Raw genomic sequence first — 17,704 nt, 5'->3', positions numbered from 1 at the left:
GACAGCAGCACCGTCTTCCCACTCCCGCTCTCTCCGAACACCGCGATGTGTTGTTCGAGTTCCTGCTTCATGACTTCCCCGCTCCCGCCCCCGTCGGCATCAACCCCACCAGGTCATCGAATGCGCCATCGGCGCTGTGGTCGTGCATGCACACGAAATGGTTGGCTCGGATGTCGTCGGCAACGCTCGCGACCTTCTGCTTGATTCCGGCAATCAGACTCGGATCGACGGGGTCGTTGGTGCTCTTTCCCTGATCGTCCAGGTTCAGGATCTGAATGCGATCTGCCGACGCTCCGGACAGTTCCTCATAACCCAGCGCGTAGATCGCCAGTTGGTCGCGCGTGACATCCTCGTCCTGTGAGCGCGCTGTCGACTTGAAGTCGACGATCGCGGTCTCGTCGGTCTCGAGCGACTTGATCAGATCGATCCGTCCGCTCACTGAGACCCCGGGCGCGATGTCGACAGAGATCTGCTTCTCCGAATGGATCGTGAGTGTGAGGTCACCGCCGTGGCGGTCGAAGTAACGGTCGATCGCTTCGACAGCCGCCCGATGCAGTTGCTCCCGAAGAGCCGGGTAGGCGTACGGCGTGTGCAGATGACGGTCGACAAGCGCTTCCGCTTCGTCGCTGCTCGGCACGTCGCCTGCCAGGGCGCGTTTGTGCATCTCGGCGAGCGCGTCGTGAAGCCCCTTGCCGTAGCCGAGCGCCTCGTGGATCGGCGGGTTGAATCCGTACATGAACCGCAGCTTGAATTGGTACGGGCAGTCGAACAGGTATTTCAGTTCAGAGAACGAGATCGCGATGTTCGGCGTCTCGAGCTTCGGCGTCGGCTCCAACCGCTCCGCATCGGGCAGGCCTTCGTCGCTCGTCGACATCCAGGAAGAGGCCGTGCAGTGCAGGTAGAACTCGGATGCCTTCCCCTGCCCGCGTTTCTCTCCCGGCGCGTAGCTGACGTAGAGGTACTTCTGCGCTCGCGTGACGGCGACGTAGAACAGACGAGTCTCGTCGGAGATGCCGCCCTTGTACCGGGCGCCGTTCGCAACTGCGTCCTCGGCGATGATGTGCGGGATGACCTGCACCCCACCCATCCCGCGCATCGGGAACCGTCCCTGCCTCAGGAAAGGGATGAACACGGCCGGCCACTGGAGGCCCTTCGCGCGGTGCACGGTGGAGATCACGACAGCGTCCGGCTGAACGTATCCGGCGTCCTCGTCCGACTCCTCGTAGACGCCGGGAGCCTGGAACTGCAGGAACTTCACGAATGCTTCGTACTTGCGGTCCGGGGCGGACGAGAAGTGGATCGCTTCGAAGTCGGAGATCGCCTGCGAGAACTTGCCGAGCTGATACATCACGAGCTCACGTCGGCGGGCGTCACCGGGGACGGTCTCCTCGCGAAGACCGAGAGCTTCAAGCGCTTTGAGGTAGAGGCGCTGGATGTTGTACGTACCCCACCGATCGCTCTTGCCGAAGTCGGCACCGTCGTCGAGGACGGCGATGAGCTTCGCCCAGCGGCTCGCATCCGGGATGAGCGCGGCCAGATCCCATCGAGCGCGAAGGTCGGATGCGGAGATCTCGCCCATCATGTACTCGAACAGACCGACGCACGCCTGTATCTCGGCCGCATCGAACAGCCTTGCCAGTCCCTTGATGATGAAGGGGATCTTCCGGCGTTTGAGCTCGTCGACGACGGCATCCGCGTCCTTCACCGAGCGGAAGAGGACCGCGCAGTCCGACCACGACAAACCGCGAGGAGCCGCGCCGGGCTTGTCCACGAACGGCATACCCTGCAGATCGAGGATGCGCTGGGCGATCCACTCGGCTTCCTCATGGACGTCACCGAACTGCAGTGCGAGCAGGTCGCCGCGGTGCCATTCCTGGTGCGAGGCGTACAGCATCTTCTTCGAGAGTCGCTCGCTCGAGTTGAGCCGCTGCGCGACCGTGCGTCCGAGCTCTACGACACCTTTCGACGAACGGAAGTTCTCGGCGAGCTCGATCGTCCGCACGTCGGCGTACCGATTGGCGAAGGTGATGATGTTCGAGACTTCCGACCCGCGCCACTGATAGATCGTCTGGTCGTCATCACCGACGACGCAGAGATTCGCACCGTAGTGAACGAGTCTCTCGACGAGGCGTTCCTGAATTGGGTTGACGTCCTGATACTCGTCCACGATCACATATCGGACTTCATCACGCACGTGATCACGAAGAACCCGCTCCGATGACGTCAGATCGTCCTGCTGCTGGACCCGCTTCAGGAACTCGACGGCATCGACCATCATCGACGTGTAGTCGAAGTACTTCCGGTAGTCGAGAAGCTCGCGGTACGACCCGAGGCTTTCGATCACTACGTCGCGCACCCTGGAGAAGTCGACGTCGTCCTCTTGCAGGACGGAAAGTGCTGTCCGGTAAGTGCGGGTATCGAGGTACCTCTTGAGTGGAGTCTCTACGCCTTGCACCATCTTCGTGCAGGTTGTGAGTCCGGACCTGCGGCTCTCGCGGTCGATCAGAAGCTGCTGAGTGATGTCGGTGAGCACGCCGTACTTGAACGTCTCGGGCACGTAGGTCTGCAGCAGGTCGAGGCAGTAACCGTGCATCGTGCCGATGAACATCTCGGCCAGACCGGTCGCCTCGCCGATCTCACTCCGGACGACGGAATGCACGCGCTCTTTGAGCTCGGCGGCCGCCTTCTCCGTGAAGGTGAACGCGATGACGTTGCCGGGCCGGACGCCCGGCTGGGCGAGGATGCGCGCGATACGCTGCGCGAGTACCTGGGTCTTGCCCGAACCCGCACAGGCGATCAGCTGGAGAGTGCTGTCGACGTCGTCGATCGCGGCCTCCTGCGACGCCGTGAAGGTCAACGCACTCATGCGTACTTGCTCCCCAGCGACGAGGCGTACAGGTCCCCTGCGGCGCCCTTCGCCTGGCGCACTGCGTCGCGTACGGCGGGGTCGAGCATGTCGAGCACGCGGAGCTCACCGGAGGCACCCGTCGTGCCCAGCGAATCGATCCTGTGGAAGGCATCGCCGTATGCTTCCGCGAAGTCGGCGAGTCCCCGCAGCTTGACCAACGAGTCGTCGAGGTGTGTGCCATGCGGGTCCACGATCGACGGGCGGATCTCGCCGTTCACCTCCGAGAAGATCAGGAAGTCCGGATGCAGCGTGCGCCAGTTCCCGATGCCATCTCGGTACGGGATGCCGAGGGCGTCGGGCCTGCTCACGGAGGGATTGCGATACCAGGCGATGCAGTCGGTGCGCGCGACCTCGCGCTTGGCCACCGCCTGCTCCCACCCGTTGAGCGATGAGAGCGGGAACCATCCGTCCTCGTCACTCATGAGGTGCTTGTCGATCAGTTCGGCGACCCGCACCTGACCGTCCACGGTCTCGGCGAAATCCTCCAGCCTGGACTTCGGCCGGGTCAGTTGCGCGAGCTGAGGATCGACAGCTTGCGACTTGATCTCGTCGTACGCCTCACGCCGTTCGTCGGAGAGCCCGCGGATCGATACGCGGTGCTGCCCGAACCACTCCGACACGATCTCCTTCGCCGCCTCATCGACCTTCTCGCGCACATTCGGGACCGTCGCGAGCGCGGCCGCCTTCACGAATGCGTCTCTCAGTGCCTCGTCGCTGTCGTCCGTCTCGGGGTCGGCCAGGAAGTCGACATACGACTGCGCGACATCCGCGCCGAACGCACGCTTCGCATCTTCGAACGCCACGCGGATCGCGCGCTCATCGGCGCGCTCGTTGAAGTCGGCGTAGCTGAGCTTCTTGCTCGCCATCCGTCCGGCAATCGTCGTGCCGCGCACAGTGCGCACTTCGATCTCCGCCGAGTGAAGCTGACCGTCGTAGCGCGCCGCTAGCGACTCGAGTGTGTTGTGCATCTGTGCCTGAACGGATGCCACCGCTCCAGGCTTTAGGGAGTCGGCGGCGAGCGCCTGGGCGAGACTGACGAGCTGCTTCACGGGACGGGATCCGCGGCGCGGGATCACCATCGACGGCAATTCGTCCCAGCACGCCCACACGGACCCGGGGACGGCCGGATTCGGTTCGAGGTTGCGCGGATCGAGGAGAACCTTCTGCCCTGTCGTCGGCATCGAGTCCGTGAGGCCGGTGAGGTACTTCGCGACGTTGCCGGCAGTCGTGCGATCGAAGTGCGGCAGGATGCAGTCCACCGAGTTGAGTCGGTCCTCACCGGGGATGCGACGAGCGAGCGGCGTGCGCACCATCCGGCCGAGCAGCTGAGTGATGTGCGTGTGGTCCTTCGCCGGACGGAACGAGATGAGCACCTCGGCGCGCGGGCAGTCCCAGCCCGTCGAGATGCCGTCCTTCGCGATGAGGACGCGCACCTGTGTCTCGTCCTGCACGCGCTGCGGCTCGATCCAGTCGACGTCCCACGAGCCGAAGGTGAGGACCTTGTGGTCCCCGAGCACGTGGCGCACGTTCGCAGACGAGAGATCGCCGAGCTCCGACTGGATCGTGTCGAGCCAGAGCCCGACGTCGTCTGGGTTCTCGGTGTTCGGGATCTGGAGCACCATGAGTGGCACGACGCTGTCGGTGGAGGTCTCGCCGGGGAGCGCCTTCTGCTCGGCGAGGTACTTCCCCCAGCGCTTAGCGGAGTCCTTGAGTTTGCGCGCTGCACGGGTGGTGAGCGATGTCTCGAGGTTGCCGCTCTCGGCGGGGATGTCGAGGGCGATGACATCCTTGATGAGACCGGACTGCTGCACACGAGCAGGGTCGACGGTGACCGCCGGCAGAGTTGTGCGACCCTGCAGCGGGGTCGCCGCCTCCTTCATCGCTTCGATGAAACGGTCGATCGTAGCCGAGATGCCCCACACGATCGGGATCGGCAGTCCGGTCATCTCACCGCTCACGAGCCGTCGCACGATCGTCGGCTTGTCGCGGGAGGTCTTCGTCGTGAACCCGCGATGAGCTTCATCGAGAACGAGATAGACGGTGAGGCCGTCGTCCTCGATCGTGTTCGCGAGTGTCTCCCAGATGTTCCACGCCAGGTCGTCCGGTGAGGCCGGGATCATGCCATCCGCATCAGCTGTCGTCGCTTGCTCCGCACCGCGCGTAAGGAGGGACGTCTTCGAGAGCCGCTGAGTGTTCAGGAAGTAGACCGTCTGCGGTTCGAGCGCGGGCAGCGCGAACGGCGGCTTGATCGTGATGAGTCGGTCGTAAGTCAGCTTTTCGGACGCCTGTACGAGGCGCCGCTTCGTCTGCTCATTCAGGTTCGGGTCGTCCGAGAACCAGATGACGACGGCTCCCGGGTCGGGCTCGAAATCGAGCTCTGCATCACCGTAGAACAGCGCCTCAATCGCTGCGGCCGCCATCACCGTCTTCCCCGCTCCCGTGGTCGCAGTCAGCGCGAAGGATGTCTCCATGCCTTCGTTCTGGTACAGCCGGCGGGCGCGGCGCAGGTTGTCGAGCGTCTGGACGACAGCATCGGCCTGATAATCCTTGAGAGTGAACCTCATCGCGCACCTCGCATGGCGTCGATCTCGAAGTTGCGCAGGTACGAGTCGTAGAGGCGCACCGCCTCGACCTCCTCGGGGAGTGCGTGAGCGATCGCCTCGAAGAAGCGATCCTCGTCAGTGACGATGAAAGCGATGCGAGCGTCGGGATTCGCGACCATCGCCTCGACGAAGGCATCGCTCTTGTCGATGTCGTCGATGACCCCGTACGCGTCGGCGACGTCCCACCCGTCGGGCATCGCCTCGATCCGGCGGCCTCTCGAGCCGGCACGCAGCCAGAGGAGCGGAGCGATCCGGCCGAAGTCGCGGTGAGACTGCACGCGCATCGGCGACTCGTAAGTGAGCGTGAAGAACTCGACGTTCTCGTCGAAGCCGTCCGCCATCGGGAACTCGTCGGTGAACTTGTAGTCGCCCTTGATCGGATCACCGTTCGGCGTCTTGCCGGTGATCGCCGCCTCGATGCGCGGCTTGGTGATGTAGTCGCAGATGCCCCACTGCTCCCATTCGGGGTCGCCCGGACGGAGGCCAGCAGCGCGCAGCTTCTTCTGCTCGTCGGCACTCACCTCGTTGTTGGTCATGCTGATCGAGCGACGGCGACCACCGTCCTGCTTGTTCAGACGCATGACGGCGTGGGCCGTTGTGCCGGAGCCAGAGAAGAAGTCGATGATCGTTGCATCGGGCTTGTCTGCGACGAAGAAGCGGAGTGCGTCTTCGACTGCATAGAGCGACTTCGGAAACGGAAACTTGCGGTCTGGCATCAGCGCTCTGAGCAGATTCGAGCCATTTCTCGATGCATCGTGGGATGGAATCCGCCAGGCAGTGCCAGGGATGATGTGCCGATGCTCCGTCTCCGAGATCAGCGACCCGTCAGGGCGGGTACCGGAGATCTCGTATGTCCCGTTCTCAACCTTCTTCTGCTCTCCGGCTTTCAAGTACGAGATTGTGTATCCCTGCAGTTTCGAGGGACGACCAACACGCACATATCCCTTACTCTCTGCCACGCGCAGCGCCGGTTGTGAGAGTTGCCATCGCCCATCAGTTCCGTCGTCGTTGACAGGGAAGCACGCAACAGCGCCTTCAGGCGGCTCAATGGTTGTGCGACTGGCTCCCAATGGGAGCGATTCGCCAACGCCCGTTATCCGACCCGATCCGACTTCTACGAAGATCGGATAGAAGAGATTTGGTGAGTCGGCACGGTTCTTACCCGTCCCGGTGCGCTTCAACATCGACCACATCATGCGAGTTGTTCGCTTGTCGTCAGGATTCGTCCGCCACTCATCGGCTAGCGACAAAGGCCTCACCCGTGAGGTCCCCCACTGAACGACGAAGATGTACTCATCCGTCCGCGCGAAGCTGCTTGGTCTTGAGCTTCCGGCCGGATTGATCACTGCGGACACCATCTGGATCCGTGCTTCAGGGAACGTCTGCTCCAGCAGCAGCCCCAGCCGCAGGTACTCCTTCTCGTCGATCGTGACGATGAGCACGGAGTCGTCGGGGTTCAGTAGCTCCTTCGCGAGCTTGAGCCGCCGTTCCATGAACGCGAGCCACTTCGAGTGGCGGTACATGTCGTCGCCCTCGACGTAGTCGTTGTTGTACTTCCAGTCGCGGGCACCCGTGTTGTACGGCGGGTCGATGTAGATCGCGTCGACCTTGCCCCGGTGGGTGTACAGCAGGGCCTGCAGTGCGTGGTAGTTCTCGGCGTTGATCACTGAGTGGAACGGCTTGTCACCGCCACGCTCCACCTTCCCGGTCGAGACCAGCCCGGGGTAGATCGGGTCGCGGAACTCCGCAACCACGACGAGATCGTCGAGCGGCACTTTGCAGTACTCGATCTTCGGCGTCTCGATGACGAGCCGCGCCTCCGTGCGGTCTTCGGACAGTTCCTCGACTCGCCAGAGTCGCTTGTCCGCGATCGCCTTGGCATCTCCGCGCGGCGGCAGGATCCACACCCTGTCTCCTCTGCGCGCGCGTCGCCCGGGCAGACCGACAGCCTCGGGTGTGTGCCGCTCGAAGTTGAGGCCGAACGCACGACGCTGCGAGAGTACATCCACCTCACGTGAGAGCTGGTCACCGAGCTCCGGATTCGCCGCCCGCACCTGCTTGATCAGCTCGTGAATGTGCGCCACGCCCGCTCCTCCGCCTTGCGTCCCTCAGACCGCGCTCCGCCTCGGGCGGAAGCCGTCCCCTCTCAAGCGAGAGTGTACAAGTACCCGGGGACATGCACTCTGGTACAGGTCACCGGGGACGGCGAACCTGGATCAGTGCCTCGAGTCCCCTCGCCAGCTGCCGCCCACATCGGCAAGCGCATCCGCGCCGTGCGCGTGGACAAGGGGCTGACTCAGGAGCAGCTGGGACACGAAGCCCAGACCGACTCCTCCGCCATCCGCAGCTACGAGAACGGGCGCGCGATGCTGAGCATCCGCACCCTGCTGCGCATCTCCCGGGCGCTCAAACAGCCGCCGGAGTTCTTCCTCAAGGGCCTCCGCGACGAGATGTTCGAGGCTCCAGCGGACGACAAGCGGAAGCTGGCGAGCTGATCCCCCGTACCCTTGACACCATGCCGTCAGAGCCGACCTCCCCGTTCGACGATCCCGAGTTCCGCGCGCAGCTGGCTGCCATGGGTATCGGGCACCATCCGGGCATGGCGGCGCAGCTGCTGAAGGACATGGCGCCGCTGCTGGCCGATGAGGGCATCGACCTCGACGACCTGGACGGCACCGACCTCGATGCGGTGAACGCCGCGCTGGGCCGCGCCATGGAGCGGCACAACCTCATGCTGTTCACCCCGACCGGCCGACACCGCGATCAGGCGATCGCCGTGCTGCGCGTCGCCACCGGAGCGATCGCGGACGGGAACATCGTCGTCGCGGAAGCTGTCATCGGCAGCATCCCGTCCGATCCGACCGATGACGCCGCCTCCGTCGCGCACGTGATCGGCACCGCGCTCGGCCTGCTCGACGACTGGCACTCCGACCCCGCACGCCGCGCGCAGGTGCTGCGCACCCGCATCGCGAAGTGGCCGCGAGGCCGCAGCCGCAAGGCCGGCACCGACATGATCGGGCTCGCGAAGAAGGGCCGCGCCTTCGCCTCCCTCGACAGCCTGCACCGCACCTACAGCGGGCTCGAGATCCTCGAAGCATCCGCACTCGCCGTCGCGGGCACGCTGATCGCCTGGGCGGCACACGACGGCGTCGATCTCGCGGAACTCGCGGAACGGATGCTGGCATCCGATGCCCCGGATGCCCGGCCGACACCCGCGGCAGGGTCGGCGTTTCGGCGTCCGGAGCCAGGCGTTTCATCTCGCTCCGCCCGCGGGGCGACCGAAGGGGGTCGCTCCGCTCGAGGTGCGTACGACCCCTTGGCGCACCTGATGACGGCGTTCCGCGACTGGCTCGACGTCGAGGCGCCCGACATCGCCGCCCCGACCGTCGATGACGAGCTCACCATGTTCAACGGGCTCTCCCTCGCCGCACGGTCCGCCGAGCCGAGGATCGATGATCCCGAGGACGTCATCGAGATCATCGAGTTCCTGCAGGGCCTGGACGACGAACAGATGCGCGACCAGTCGCTGGAGACCCTCGACGACTACCTGCATTTCCAGCTCGACTCCGCGATCGACCCGGATGCCTGGACCGACGCCCACCACGCCGTCGAAGCGGCGCTGTCGGAGCACGACCCGCTCAGCGTGCTGCTCGCGAACGTGATCGAAGAGGGCCGCGCCATCCCCGAAGAGGACCGGCGTGCTCGCCTCGCGCAGACGCGCATCGCGTCGGCCGTGCCGGCCCTGCTCGACTGGGTCGGCGCCTCGCGGCCGATCACCGCGACCGGAAACCTGCGCCGCGCCGACATCGCAGGCTTCGCCGCGCTGCTCGGCATTCGCGCGGAAGGGGTCGCGAAGGGCCCCGCTCCCGGTCCTTGGGTTCCCCACGAGCCAGGCGCCGCGTTACAGGAACCGGACGTCTTCCGAGTGCAGCAGTCCTCCCAGGTGCCCGTGCCTGCCGCCTGGTGGTCAGCGCTCGACCTCGCGGACGTCCTCGAATCGAGCCGAAGCCGGGTGCACCCGGCATCCGCTGCTCAGGAATGGGACCACGGCGAGCCGTCGCTCGAGATGCTCGACATGCTCGTGGGCATCTTCGTCAGCGAGCTACTGATCGGCGCAGGCGACATCGACATGTTCAGCGCCGCGCGCACGGTCGCGGCGATCCAGCTGCTCGCCGCAACACTGGAACCGGATGCCGCGGGGGAGCTGTCCGAACTCGACGACCTGTACCGACCAGGCGCGCTGCGCACACTCAATCGTCTCGCCCACGTCGGCATCGTCGAGACGGATGCTGCCGGTCGGCACGCCGTGCCGGCGGAGCTCCGCAGCACCGTCGCCCGCGGCATCCTCCTCGCCCTCGCGGCGATGACCGCGATGGAGTGACCCCCCGCCCCCGGCATCCGTCCAGGCCCGCCACGTACCCTGGATTCCCATGAGCATCAAGCGCGTTCTTCTCGCCCTGCCCGCCGTGGCCGTCGCCGTCTCGCTGGCAGCGTGCGCGCCGACGCCTCGGCCGAGCGTCGACGACGTGTCCGCAGGCATCCAGAAGATCGCGAAGGCCACCGGCAGCGAGAGCGTCTTCACCGACGAGATCTCGGACTGCATCGCCGAGAAGCTCGTCGACTCGAAGATCTCCGACGCCGCCCTCGTCACCATCGCCGAGGGCAAGGAACCCACCGGCGAAGAGGATCAGAAGCTCATCACCAAGGAACTGGACGACGCCGCGAAGACCTGCGTGACGGCCGAGTAAGTAGCCGTCGCCCCGCGGCATCCGTCATTCAACGTCAGAAACCTGCGGGAATGGATTCCCGTCTCTAACGTTGACTCCCATGGCGCGCATCCGGCGCGCACCCGACTTGGAGTCTTCATGAGCACCACGACGACGCGCCGCGAAAAGGCGCCCGACACCCGCGGACCGGTCCGCAAGCTGCTGACCTCGTTCGGCTTCCAGATCATCGCCGCCCTGGTCCTCGGCGTCGTCGCCGGCCTCATCGGACGCAGCCTCGGCGCGAGCGCCGAGAACCCGACGGTCCTGTCCGACACCCTCGACAAGATCGGCAGTTCGTACGTCACGATCCTGAAGGCCGCGGTCGTTCCGCTCATCTTCACCGCGATCGTCGCGAGCATCTCCAACCTGCGCCGCGTGCAGAACGCCGCACGCCTCGCCGGCCAGACCATCCTGTGGTTCGCGATCACCGCGTTCATCGCCGTGACGATCGGCATCGCGCTCGGCCTCGTCATCCAGCCCGGCGCCAAGGCCGGTCAGGACCTCGAGACCGGCGACCCGTACGCCGTCGGCACCTGGTGGAACTTCCTGCTCGGCCTGATCCCGCAGAACTTCCTCGGCCTGACGGTATCGACCGGACAGGACTCCGCGACCGGCGCCTTCTCGTCTAACGTCGGCTTCAACGTCCTGCAGGTCATCGTCGTCGCCGCCGTTGTCGGCATCGCCGCCCTGAAGGCCGGCCGCAAGGCTGAGCCGTTCCTCGTCTTCACCGAGTCGCTGCTGAAGGTCATCCAGCGCGTGCTGTGGTGGATCATCCGCATCGCCCCGATCGGCACCTTCGGCCTCATCGGTTCGGCCGTCATCAAGTACGGCTGGGACAAGCTGACCTCGCTCGCCTGGTTCGCCGGCGCGATCTACATCGGCCTCGCCCTGGTGATCTTCGTGGTCTACCCGATCCTCGTGAAGGCGCACGGCCTGTCGATCAAGCAGTACTTCTCGGGCGCCTGGCCCGCGATCCAACTGGCCTTCGTCAGCCGCTCCTCGATCGGCACCCTGCCGCTGACCGAGCGCGTCACCGAGCGCAACCTCGGCGTGCCCCGCGCTTACGCCTCGTTCGCCGTGCCGCTCGGCGCGACGACCAAGATGGACGGCTGCGCCGCGATCTACCCGGCCATCGCCGCGATCTTCGTCGCACAGTTCTTCGGCATCGACCTGAACATCTTCCAGTACCTGCTGATCGTGATCGTCTCGGTCGTCGGCTCCGCCGCGACCGCGGGCACCACCGGTGCGGTCGTCATGCTCACGCTGACCCTGTCGACCCTCGGTCTTCCCCTCGAGGGCGTCGGCCTTCTGCTGGCCATCGACCCGATCCTCGACATGGGCCGCACCGCGGTCAACGTCGCGGGCCAGGCGCTGGTCCCGACCATCGTCGCCAAGCGCGAGGGCATCCTCGACCTCGACCTCTACAACGCGCCCCGCAAGGGCCTGCCGTTCGCCGAGGACCTGGACGACTCGGATGACGCGGACCGCGAGGATGCCGCACACGCGGCGCTCGCCGACGCGAAGCACGAAGCCGCCGAGGCGGCCGCGGAAGCCGAGAAGGCCGCCGACGACAAGGATGCCGCGGAGCCGGCCTCCACGCGCTGACGCCTGCCCATGAGAGCGGCGCCCCGGAGCATCCGGGGCGCCGCTTTTCGGTCGCACTGCGAGCGGCCGGGGGGGGTGAAAACCCCGCCAGCGGTTTCGACCACGCGGTCGAGAACGCACCCCGCCGGCGTCGCCGCGCCCCACCAGCGAAACCGACCGCCCGGTCGAAAACGCCTCCCCACGTAGCAGGCTCGCGTCAGCGACCCGGGCGGGTCTCCGCCCTCGTGTCCAGCGCGAGCTCCTCCGCGTCGATCGCGGTGATCAGTTCGCGCATGACCTCCTCACTGAGGTTTCCGGCATCGCGCTCGGCGATCAGCAGCTGCCTGCGCACGTCGAGCCAGCCCTTCGACAGGGTCATGAACTCGTCGTGGGTCGGGCGGACCAGCTCGGCCTGAGCCTGCTCGGTGCTGTTCTCCACGCGCACCAGACGCTGCGCGAACGCGTCGAAGGCATCGATCCGCTCCTGCCCGTGCTTCTGCGCCCACGTCTTCCGCATGCCGCGCAGGTACGCCTTGCCCGCCTCGCGGCTGCGCGCGCGGACGGCCGCGATCTCGGCGGCATCCTCCTCCGCCTCCGCGCCGTCGGCGACGCCGAGACGGCGGATGAGCCAGGGCAGCGTCAGCCCCTGCAGCAGCAGCGTCCCCACGGTGACGACGAACGCGACCACGACGATCGCGTGCGCGGCATCCGGCTTCAGACCTGCCAGGTCGGCGGCGGCGAGCGCCGTCGCGAGCGTGACGACCCCGCGCATGCCTGCCCACGAGACCACCGCGTTGTCCCGCCACGACAGCGCAGGCTCGGTGAGCTCGGCGCGGATCTGCTCCGGTGACTTCATCGGACGCACAGGTCGAGCCGGGCGGCCGCCGGCCGCCGCCGCGGCATCCGCTCTCTCCTTCGCGGCATCCGCCCTGCGCGCCATCTCGGCGTACCGGCCCGTCTCGAGGGCATGCTCCCAGCGCCGGATGCGCACGCGCTGCCACCACTGCCCCCACATGCTCGCCGGGTAGACGAACGCGGGGCGGACGAGCAGCACCGCGACGAGCACGCCCGCGGAGAGCCAGAGCACACCGCCGACGCTGCCGGAGCCGAGCTCCGCGATCGCACGCGGCAGCTGCAGGCCGATGTAGGCGAACACGAACGACTCGAGCAGGAAGTCCGCCGAAAGCCACAGCGGCTTCTCCTGCTGCCGCGTCGTGTAACTGGTGCGCGGCGCGTTGAACCCCACGTACAGACCCATCGCGACGACCGCCAGCACGCCCGATCCGTTCAGGTGCTCGGCGATCGCGTAAGCGCCGAACGGCGCGAGCAGACCCAGCGTGCCGTTGATGACCGCGTCATCGCTGCGCATGCGCACCAGGTGCAGCACCGCCCCGAAGACCAGGCCGATCGCGACCCCCACGATGACCGCGACGGCGAACTGCCAGATCCCGTCCCAGACCGTCACCGTCCAGCCCGCGAGGACCGCCGCGAAGATCCGGAACAGGGTGAGCGACGTGGCGTCGTTGATCAGGCTCTCGCCTGAGAGCACCGACATGATGCGGCGCGGCAGGCCGAGTTTGCGACCGATGGATGCCGCCGACACGGCGTCCGGAGGGGCGACGATGGCCCCCAGCAGCAGTGCGCCGAACGGAGTGAGCGAGGGCATGATCAGCCACGCGACGAGTCCCACCACAGCGGTCGTGACCATCACGAGACCGATGCCCAGGCGCCGGATCTGCGGCAGGCTGCGCTTGAAGCTCACGAACGAGACATCCAGCGCGGCCGAGTACAGCAGCGGCGGGAGCACGAGGATCAGCAGTACATGCCCGTCGATCTCGAGCGCGGGCACCTGCGGGATCAGCGATGCGGCGAGCGCCACGACGGTGACCAGCAGCGGGGCGGGCCACCCCTTCCAGCGGGCGATGGCCGCGACGAGCACGGCGCCGACGAGCACGTAGAAGACCTCGGCATCCATGCGGTTCAGGGTACCGAGGGGTGCCGACGGGCTCCCGGTGCCCCGCGGACGCGGATGACATCGGCGGACGGTTCAACGACCGCGGGCTGCGCGCAGCAGCGCGACGACTTCGGCATCGGAGGTCTGCCGGAAGTCGACGTAGTGCATTCCCACCGCCATGAATCCGGCCGGAGTGCTCAGACAGACGACCTCGTCGGCGGCGACCGTGTCGAGGGAGTCCGGCGCGGCGACCGGCACCGCGAGAACGACGGATGCCGCACCTCGCGCCCGCGCGATCGCACAGCCGGCGCGGGCGGTGGCACCGGTCGCCAGGCCGTCGTCGACGACGATCGCCGTGCGTCCGCGCAGGTCTGTTGCGGGTGCGCCCTCGCGGAACAGTGCCACGCGGCGCTCGATCTCGGCTGCTTCCTTCGCCGTGGCCTCTGCGAGCGCCAACTCGTCGATGTATCGTCGGGCGTCGTCGTTGAGCACCCGCGCGCCGTCCTCCCCCACCGCGCCGATCGCGAACTCGGGCTGGCCCGGCGCTCCCAGCTTGCGCACCACGAGCACATCGAGCGGGGCGTGCAGGGTCGTGGCGACCTCAGCGGCGACGGGCACTCCGCCGCGTGGGAGCCCCAGCACCACCGCATCCGGTCGTGGGCGCTCGGCGAGTCTCTCGCCGAGCATCCGTCCGGCCTCCTGCCGATCACGGAACCTGTCCATGGTTCCGGCCTACGCCGGTGCGTCGGCGCGGTCAAGGGTGTGTCGCCGGGCGCCGGGCGGCGCGGGTGCCGGGCCGCCACCTCGCCCGCGTGGTCGAAGGTGCAGGCCGGAACCGCCCGTTGCCTGCGTTCTCGACCGCGTGGTCAAAAGTGCAGGCCGCCGGACTTGTCTGCGTTTTCGACCACGTGGTCGAAAACGCACCGGCGATGCGTCCCGGGCGTGCACATTCGACCGCGTGGTCGAAAACTCACTTGCCGGGGCCATCCCGGAATGCGGAAGCCGGCCGCCAGGTTGCATCCTGCGATGAGTACTCCCGCGCTTTCCGTCCTCGACCTCGTCCCGGTGCGCACCGGGCAGACCAGCGCCGAGGCGGTGGGAACCTCGCTCGCGCTCGCGCAGCGCGCCGACGAGCTCGGTTACCGCCGCTACTGGTTCGCCGAGCACCACAACATGCCTGCCGTGGCGTCGACCACTCCTCCGGTGCTGATCGCAGCTGCCGCCGCGCGCACCCGGCGGATCCGGGTGGGATCCGGCGGCGTGATGCTGCCCAACCACGCGCCGCTCATCGTCGCCGAGCAGTTCGCCGCTCTCGAGGCCATCGCCCCGGGCCGCATCGATCTCGGAATCGGCCGCGCCCCCGGCAGCGACCCCGTCATCACCCAGCTGCTGCGCCAGTCCGGCACTGCGGGCGACGTCGAGCGCTTCCCGTCGCACGTGCAGGACATCGCGCTCATGATGCAGCGCGACGGTGCGACCGTCCGATTCACCAGCGGCGGCGAGTACTCCGTGCGCGCGACCCCGGCGGCATCCGGAGCGGCGGAGGTGTGGCTGCTCGGATCGAGCGACTACTCGGCACAGCTCGCGGCATCGCTCGGCCTGCCGTACGTGTTCGCGAACCACTTCTCGGGGCACGGGCTGCAGCGCGCGCTCGACCTCTATCGCAGTGGCTTCAAGGCCTCCGAGTGGCTCGACGCCCCGCAGACCTTCCTCACCGCGAACGTCGTCACAGCTCCCACTGTCGAGGAAGCAGAGGCGCGAGCACTGCCGCAGCTGCGGGCGATGGCGCGGATCCGCTCGGGCCGTCCGCTGACCCCGCTCGAGACCGTTGAACAGGCGCAGCAGGGTGTGCGGGATGCCGACGAGGTGGGCTCTCGCGAGCAGTTGGATGCCGCCGGAGCCGGCTGGTTCGTCGGCGCCGGGCCGGACGTGCGCGCGTCGCTGGCCGCGTTCGCGGCCGAGCACGGCGTCGACGAGATCATGGTCTCGCCCGTCGCCGGCTCGTTCGCCTCGGAACCCACGGATGCCGCACCCGGCCGCCTTCAGACCCTGGAGCTTCTCGCGGGCTGACGTCGAAGCCGCTCCCGCCTTCTCGCCCCACCCCCGCCTGGTCGAAAACGCTGCCTCATGCGGGTGTCCGCCTACGTCATCGACCGCGTGGTCGAAAGTGCAGGCCGCCCGCCCCGGACGCGTTTTCGACCACGCGGTCGAGAACGCTGCCCTGCGCGCGGTCTCGCGTGCGCCATCGACCACGCGGTCGAGAATGCATGCGGCCGTCCACCCGCCCTCCAGAAGGGCGGGGCTCCTCCACGTTGTGCACAGGGCCGGAGAACCCGGGACCGCCGGTGTCGCGCTGCGACCACGATGGACGGATGCGCCACAGGATCGCCCTTCCCCCGGAACTCGGAGACAGGTTCTCGGTGCGCCAAGCCGCAGCCGCTGGCGTGGGTCGCGGTCGGCACGATGCCGCCGACCTGGCTCGCCCATTCCATGGCGTGCGCTCGGTGGAGGCGCCCGAGACGTTCCGCGCCCGCGTGCGCTGCTATCTTCCGCGCCTCCGCGCGAACCAGGTCTTCGCAGGACAGACGGCACGACGTCTGTGGGGCCTGCCCGGACAGCCGCGCTGGCACCCCGACGAGCTCCTGGAGATCAGCGTCCGCACCGGATCGACACCGCCACGGACGACAGGAGTGCGCGGCCGCCGACTGGTGGACGGCCGCGTGACGACGTGGCGCATCGGTTCCGTCCCGGTGATCGATCCGATCGCCGCCGTGTTCATGGACGCCGCATCCCTGACCTCGGATGAAGCGGTGATCCTCATCGACGCGCTGATCACGGATGCTGAGAACTACCCCGATCTCGTCCACGGCCGCCCGAGAGTCACGCCGCTCGACATCGAGATGCGGCTGCGCGAATGGGGTACCTTCCCCGGCTGCCGGAAGATCGCCGACGCGCTGAGCCGTGCCCGCGAGCATGTGGAGTCTCCGAAGGAGACCGAGACCCGCTTGTTGCTCATCGCGGCCGGGCTTCCGGAGCCGGTCGTGCAGCACGAGGTGCACGACGGAGCGCGCCTCATCGCTCGGATCGATCTGGCCTACCCGGAGCTGAAGATCGCGATCGAGTACGAAGGCGACGGACACCGCACTGACAAGGAGCAGTGGCGCCGTGACATCGAGCGCCAGCGGGAACTCGAGGACCGCGGCTGGATCGTCATCCGGCTGACGCAGCACGACCTCCGCGTGGGAAAGGCGTCCCTGCTCGCCCGCATCCGTCGTGCCATCGCTGCTCGGTTCTGACGCTCCCTACCGCACCCGCGAGCATCCTCGCCAGCGACGAAGCCGACCACGCGATCGCGCTCAGCGCGATGCGCTTTCGTCGCGCCTGCAACGAAGCGGCCACGCGACCGCAGCCCCCACAATGCGCTTTCGACCACGCGGTCGAAAACACATCGCAAAGGCCGCCCGCAGCTACGAAAGNCCCCCACAATGCGCTTTCGACCACGCGGTCGAAAACACATCGCAAAGGCCGCCCGCAGCTACGAAAGCGACCACGCGATCGCGCTCAGCGCGATGCGCTTTCGTCGCGCCTGCAACGAAGCGGCCACGCGACCGCAGCCCCCACAATGCGCTTTCGACCACGCGGTCGAAAACGCATCGCAAAGGCCGTCCGCAGCTGCGAAACCGACCACGCGACGCCGCCCGCAGGCGCGAAACCGACCACGCGACGCCGCACGCAGGTGCGAAAGCGACCACGCGGCGGCGCCCGCAGGATGCGCTTTCGACCACGCGGTCGAAAGCGCACCGCAAAGGCCACCCGGAGCTGCGAAACCGACCACGCGACGCCGCACGCCGCACGCCGCCGCCCGGCGCCCGGCGCCCGGCGCCCGCCG

At 67.3% G+C, this 17,704-nt stretch carries 12 protein-coding genes; 6 read left to right on the top strand and 6 right to left on the bottom strand.

The annotated features are described in order from the left end of the window. Positions 1-67: 67 nt before the first annotated feature. The 3 genes from DY023_RS00215 to DY023_RS00205 are packed head-to-tail and all read right to left on the bottom strand — an operon-like array spanning position 68 to position 7,595. A complete protein-coding gene (locus DY023_RS00215; RefSeq protein ID WP_116240337.1) occupies positions 68-2,866 on the bottom strand; it encodes an ATP-dependent helicase in 2,799 nt (932 codons plus the stop codon). Continuing rightward, on the bottom strand, positions 2,863-5,472 hold the full coding sequence (locus tag DY023_RS00210; protein ID WP_116240336.1) for a DEAD/DEAH box helicase: 2,610 nt from the start codon (positions 5,470-5,472) through the stop codon (positions 2,863-2,865). Before DY023_RS00210 ends, DY023_RS00215 begins: the two co-directional genes overlap by 4 nt. Then, complete coding sequence (locus DY023_RS00205) at positions 5,469-7,595, bottom strand: site-specific DNA-methyltransferase (protein ID WP_116240335.1); 2,127 nt, start codon at positions 7,593-7,595, stop codon at positions 5,469-5,471. Before DY023_RS00205 ends, DY023_RS00210 begins: the two co-directional genes overlap by 4 nt. Before the next feature lie 135 nt (positions 7,596-7,730). Here DY023_RS00205 and DY023_RS17845 point away from each other — a divergent pair, with 135 nt between their 5' ends. The 4 genes from DY023_RS17845 to DY023_RS00185 all read left to right on the top strand — a co-directional run bounded on the left by DY023_RS17845 (position 7,731) and on the right by DY023_RS00185 (position 11,882). Beyond that, on the top strand, positions 7,731-8,006 hold the full coding sequence (locus DY023_RS17845; RefSeq protein ID WP_181905656.1) for a helix-turn-helix domain-containing protein: 276 nt from the start codon (positions 7,731-7,733) through the stop codon (positions 8,004-8,006). Positions 8,007-8,026: 20 nt separating this feature from the next. Next, positions 8,027-9,892 (top strand): hypothetical protein, encoded by a 1,866-nt coding sequence (locus DY023_RS00195; protein ID WP_116240334.1) that lies wholly within the window; start codon positions 8,027-8,029, stop codon positions 9,890-9,892. A gap of 49 nt (positions 9,893-9,941) precedes the next feature. After that, the gene (locus DY023_RS00190) at positions 9,942-10,259 is read left to right on the top strand and encodes a hypothetical protein (RefSeq protein WP_116240333.1); all 318 of its coding nucleotides are present in this window, start codon (positions 9,942-9,944) and stop codon (positions 10,257-10,259) included. Positions 10,260-10,376: 117 nt separating this feature from the next. Further along, a complete protein-coding gene (locus tag DY023_RS00185; RefSeq protein WP_116240332.1) occupies positions 10,377-11,882 on the top strand; it encodes a dicarboxylate/amino acid:cation symporter in 1,506 nt (501 codons plus the stop codon). 196 nt (positions 11,883-12,078) lie between these two features. On the opposite strand, the gene DY023_RS00180 is transcribed toward DY023_RS00185, so the two are convergent. Next, on the bottom strand, positions 12,079-13,836 hold the full coding sequence (locus DY023_RS00180) for a cation:proton antiporter (RefSeq protein ID WP_116240331.1): 1,758 nt from the start codon (positions 13,834-13,836) through the stop codon (positions 12,079-12,081). Between the two features lie 72 nt (positions 13,837-13,908). Further along, on the bottom strand, positions 13,909-14,538 hold the full coding sequence (locus DY023_RS00175; protein WP_116240330.1) for a phosphoribosyltransferase: 630 nt from the start codon (positions 14,536-14,538) through the stop codon (positions 13,909-13,911). 303 nt (positions 14,539-14,841) lie between these two features. On the opposite strand from DY023_RS00175, the gene DY023_RS00170 reads away from it, so the two are divergent. After that, on the top strand, positions 14,842-15,885 hold the full coding sequence (locus tag DY023_RS00170; RefSeq protein WP_245958512.1) for an LLM class flavin-dependent oxidoreductase: 1,044 nt from the start codon (positions 14,842-14,844) through the stop codon (positions 15,883-15,885). Between the two features lie 302 nt (positions 15,886-16,187). Beyond that, a complete protein-coding gene (locus DY023_RS00165) occupies positions 16,188-17,111 on the top strand; it encodes an endonuclease domain-containing protein (protein WP_181905655.1) in 924 nt (307 codons plus the stop codon). Positions 17,112-17,376: 265 nt separating this feature from the next. Here the strand turns inward: DY023_RS00165 and DY023_RS18125 are convergent. Continuing rightward, positions 17,377-17,704, bottom strand: a 328-nt coding sequence (locus tag DY023_RS18125) for a hypothetical protein (protein WP_220347212.1), incomplete at its 5' end; no start/stop codon positions are given.

Origin of the sequence: Microbacterium bovistercoris (assembly GCF_003387575.1) — a bacterium.
Lineage (GTDB): Bacteria > Actinomycetota > Actinomycetes > Actinomycetales > Microbacteriaceae > Microbacterium > Microbacterium bovistercoris.
This window is presented reverse-complemented; position numbering and strand designations above follow the sequence as displayed.

Excerpts from the sequence above, each read along its gene's own strand:
- DY023_RS00215 (WP_116240337.1), bottom strand. The coding sequence starts at position 2,866 with ATGAGTGCGTTGACCTTCACGGCGTCGCAGGAGGCCGCGATCGACGAC.
- DY023_RS00210 (WP_116240336.1), bottom strand. The coding sequence starts at position 5,472 with ATGAGGTTCACTCTCAAGGATTATCAGGCCGATGCTGTCGTCCAGACG.
- DY023_RS00195 (WP_116240334.1), top strand. The coding sequence starts at position 8,027 with ATGCCGTCAGAGCCGACCTCCCCGTTCGACGATCCCGAGTTCCGCGCG.
- DY023_RS00190 (WP_116240333.1), top strand. The coding sequence starts at position 9,942 with ATGAGCATCAAGCGCGTTCTTCTCGCCCTGCCCGCCGTGGCCGTCGCC.
- DY023_RS00185 (WP_116240332.1), top strand. The coding sequence starts at position 10,377 with ATGAGCACCACGACGACGCGCCGCGAAAAGGCGCCCGACACCCGCGGA.
- DY023_RS00180 (WP_116240331.1), bottom strand. The coding sequence starts at position 13,836 with ATGGATGCCGAGGTCTTCTACGTGCTCGTCGGCGCCGTGCTCGTCGCG.
- DY023_RS00175 (WP_116240330.1), bottom strand. The coding sequence starts at position 14,538 with ATGGACAGGTTCCGTGATCGGCAGGAGGCCGGACGGATGCTCGGCGAG.
- DY023_RS00170 (WP_245958512.1), top strand. The coding sequence starts at position 14,842 with ATGAGTACTCCCGCGCTTTCCGTCCTCGACCTCGTCCCGGTGCGCACC.
- DY023_RS00165 (WP_181905655.1), top strand. The coding sequence starts at position 16,188 with ATGCGCCACAGGATCGCCCTTCCCCCGGAACTCGGAGACAGGTTCTCG.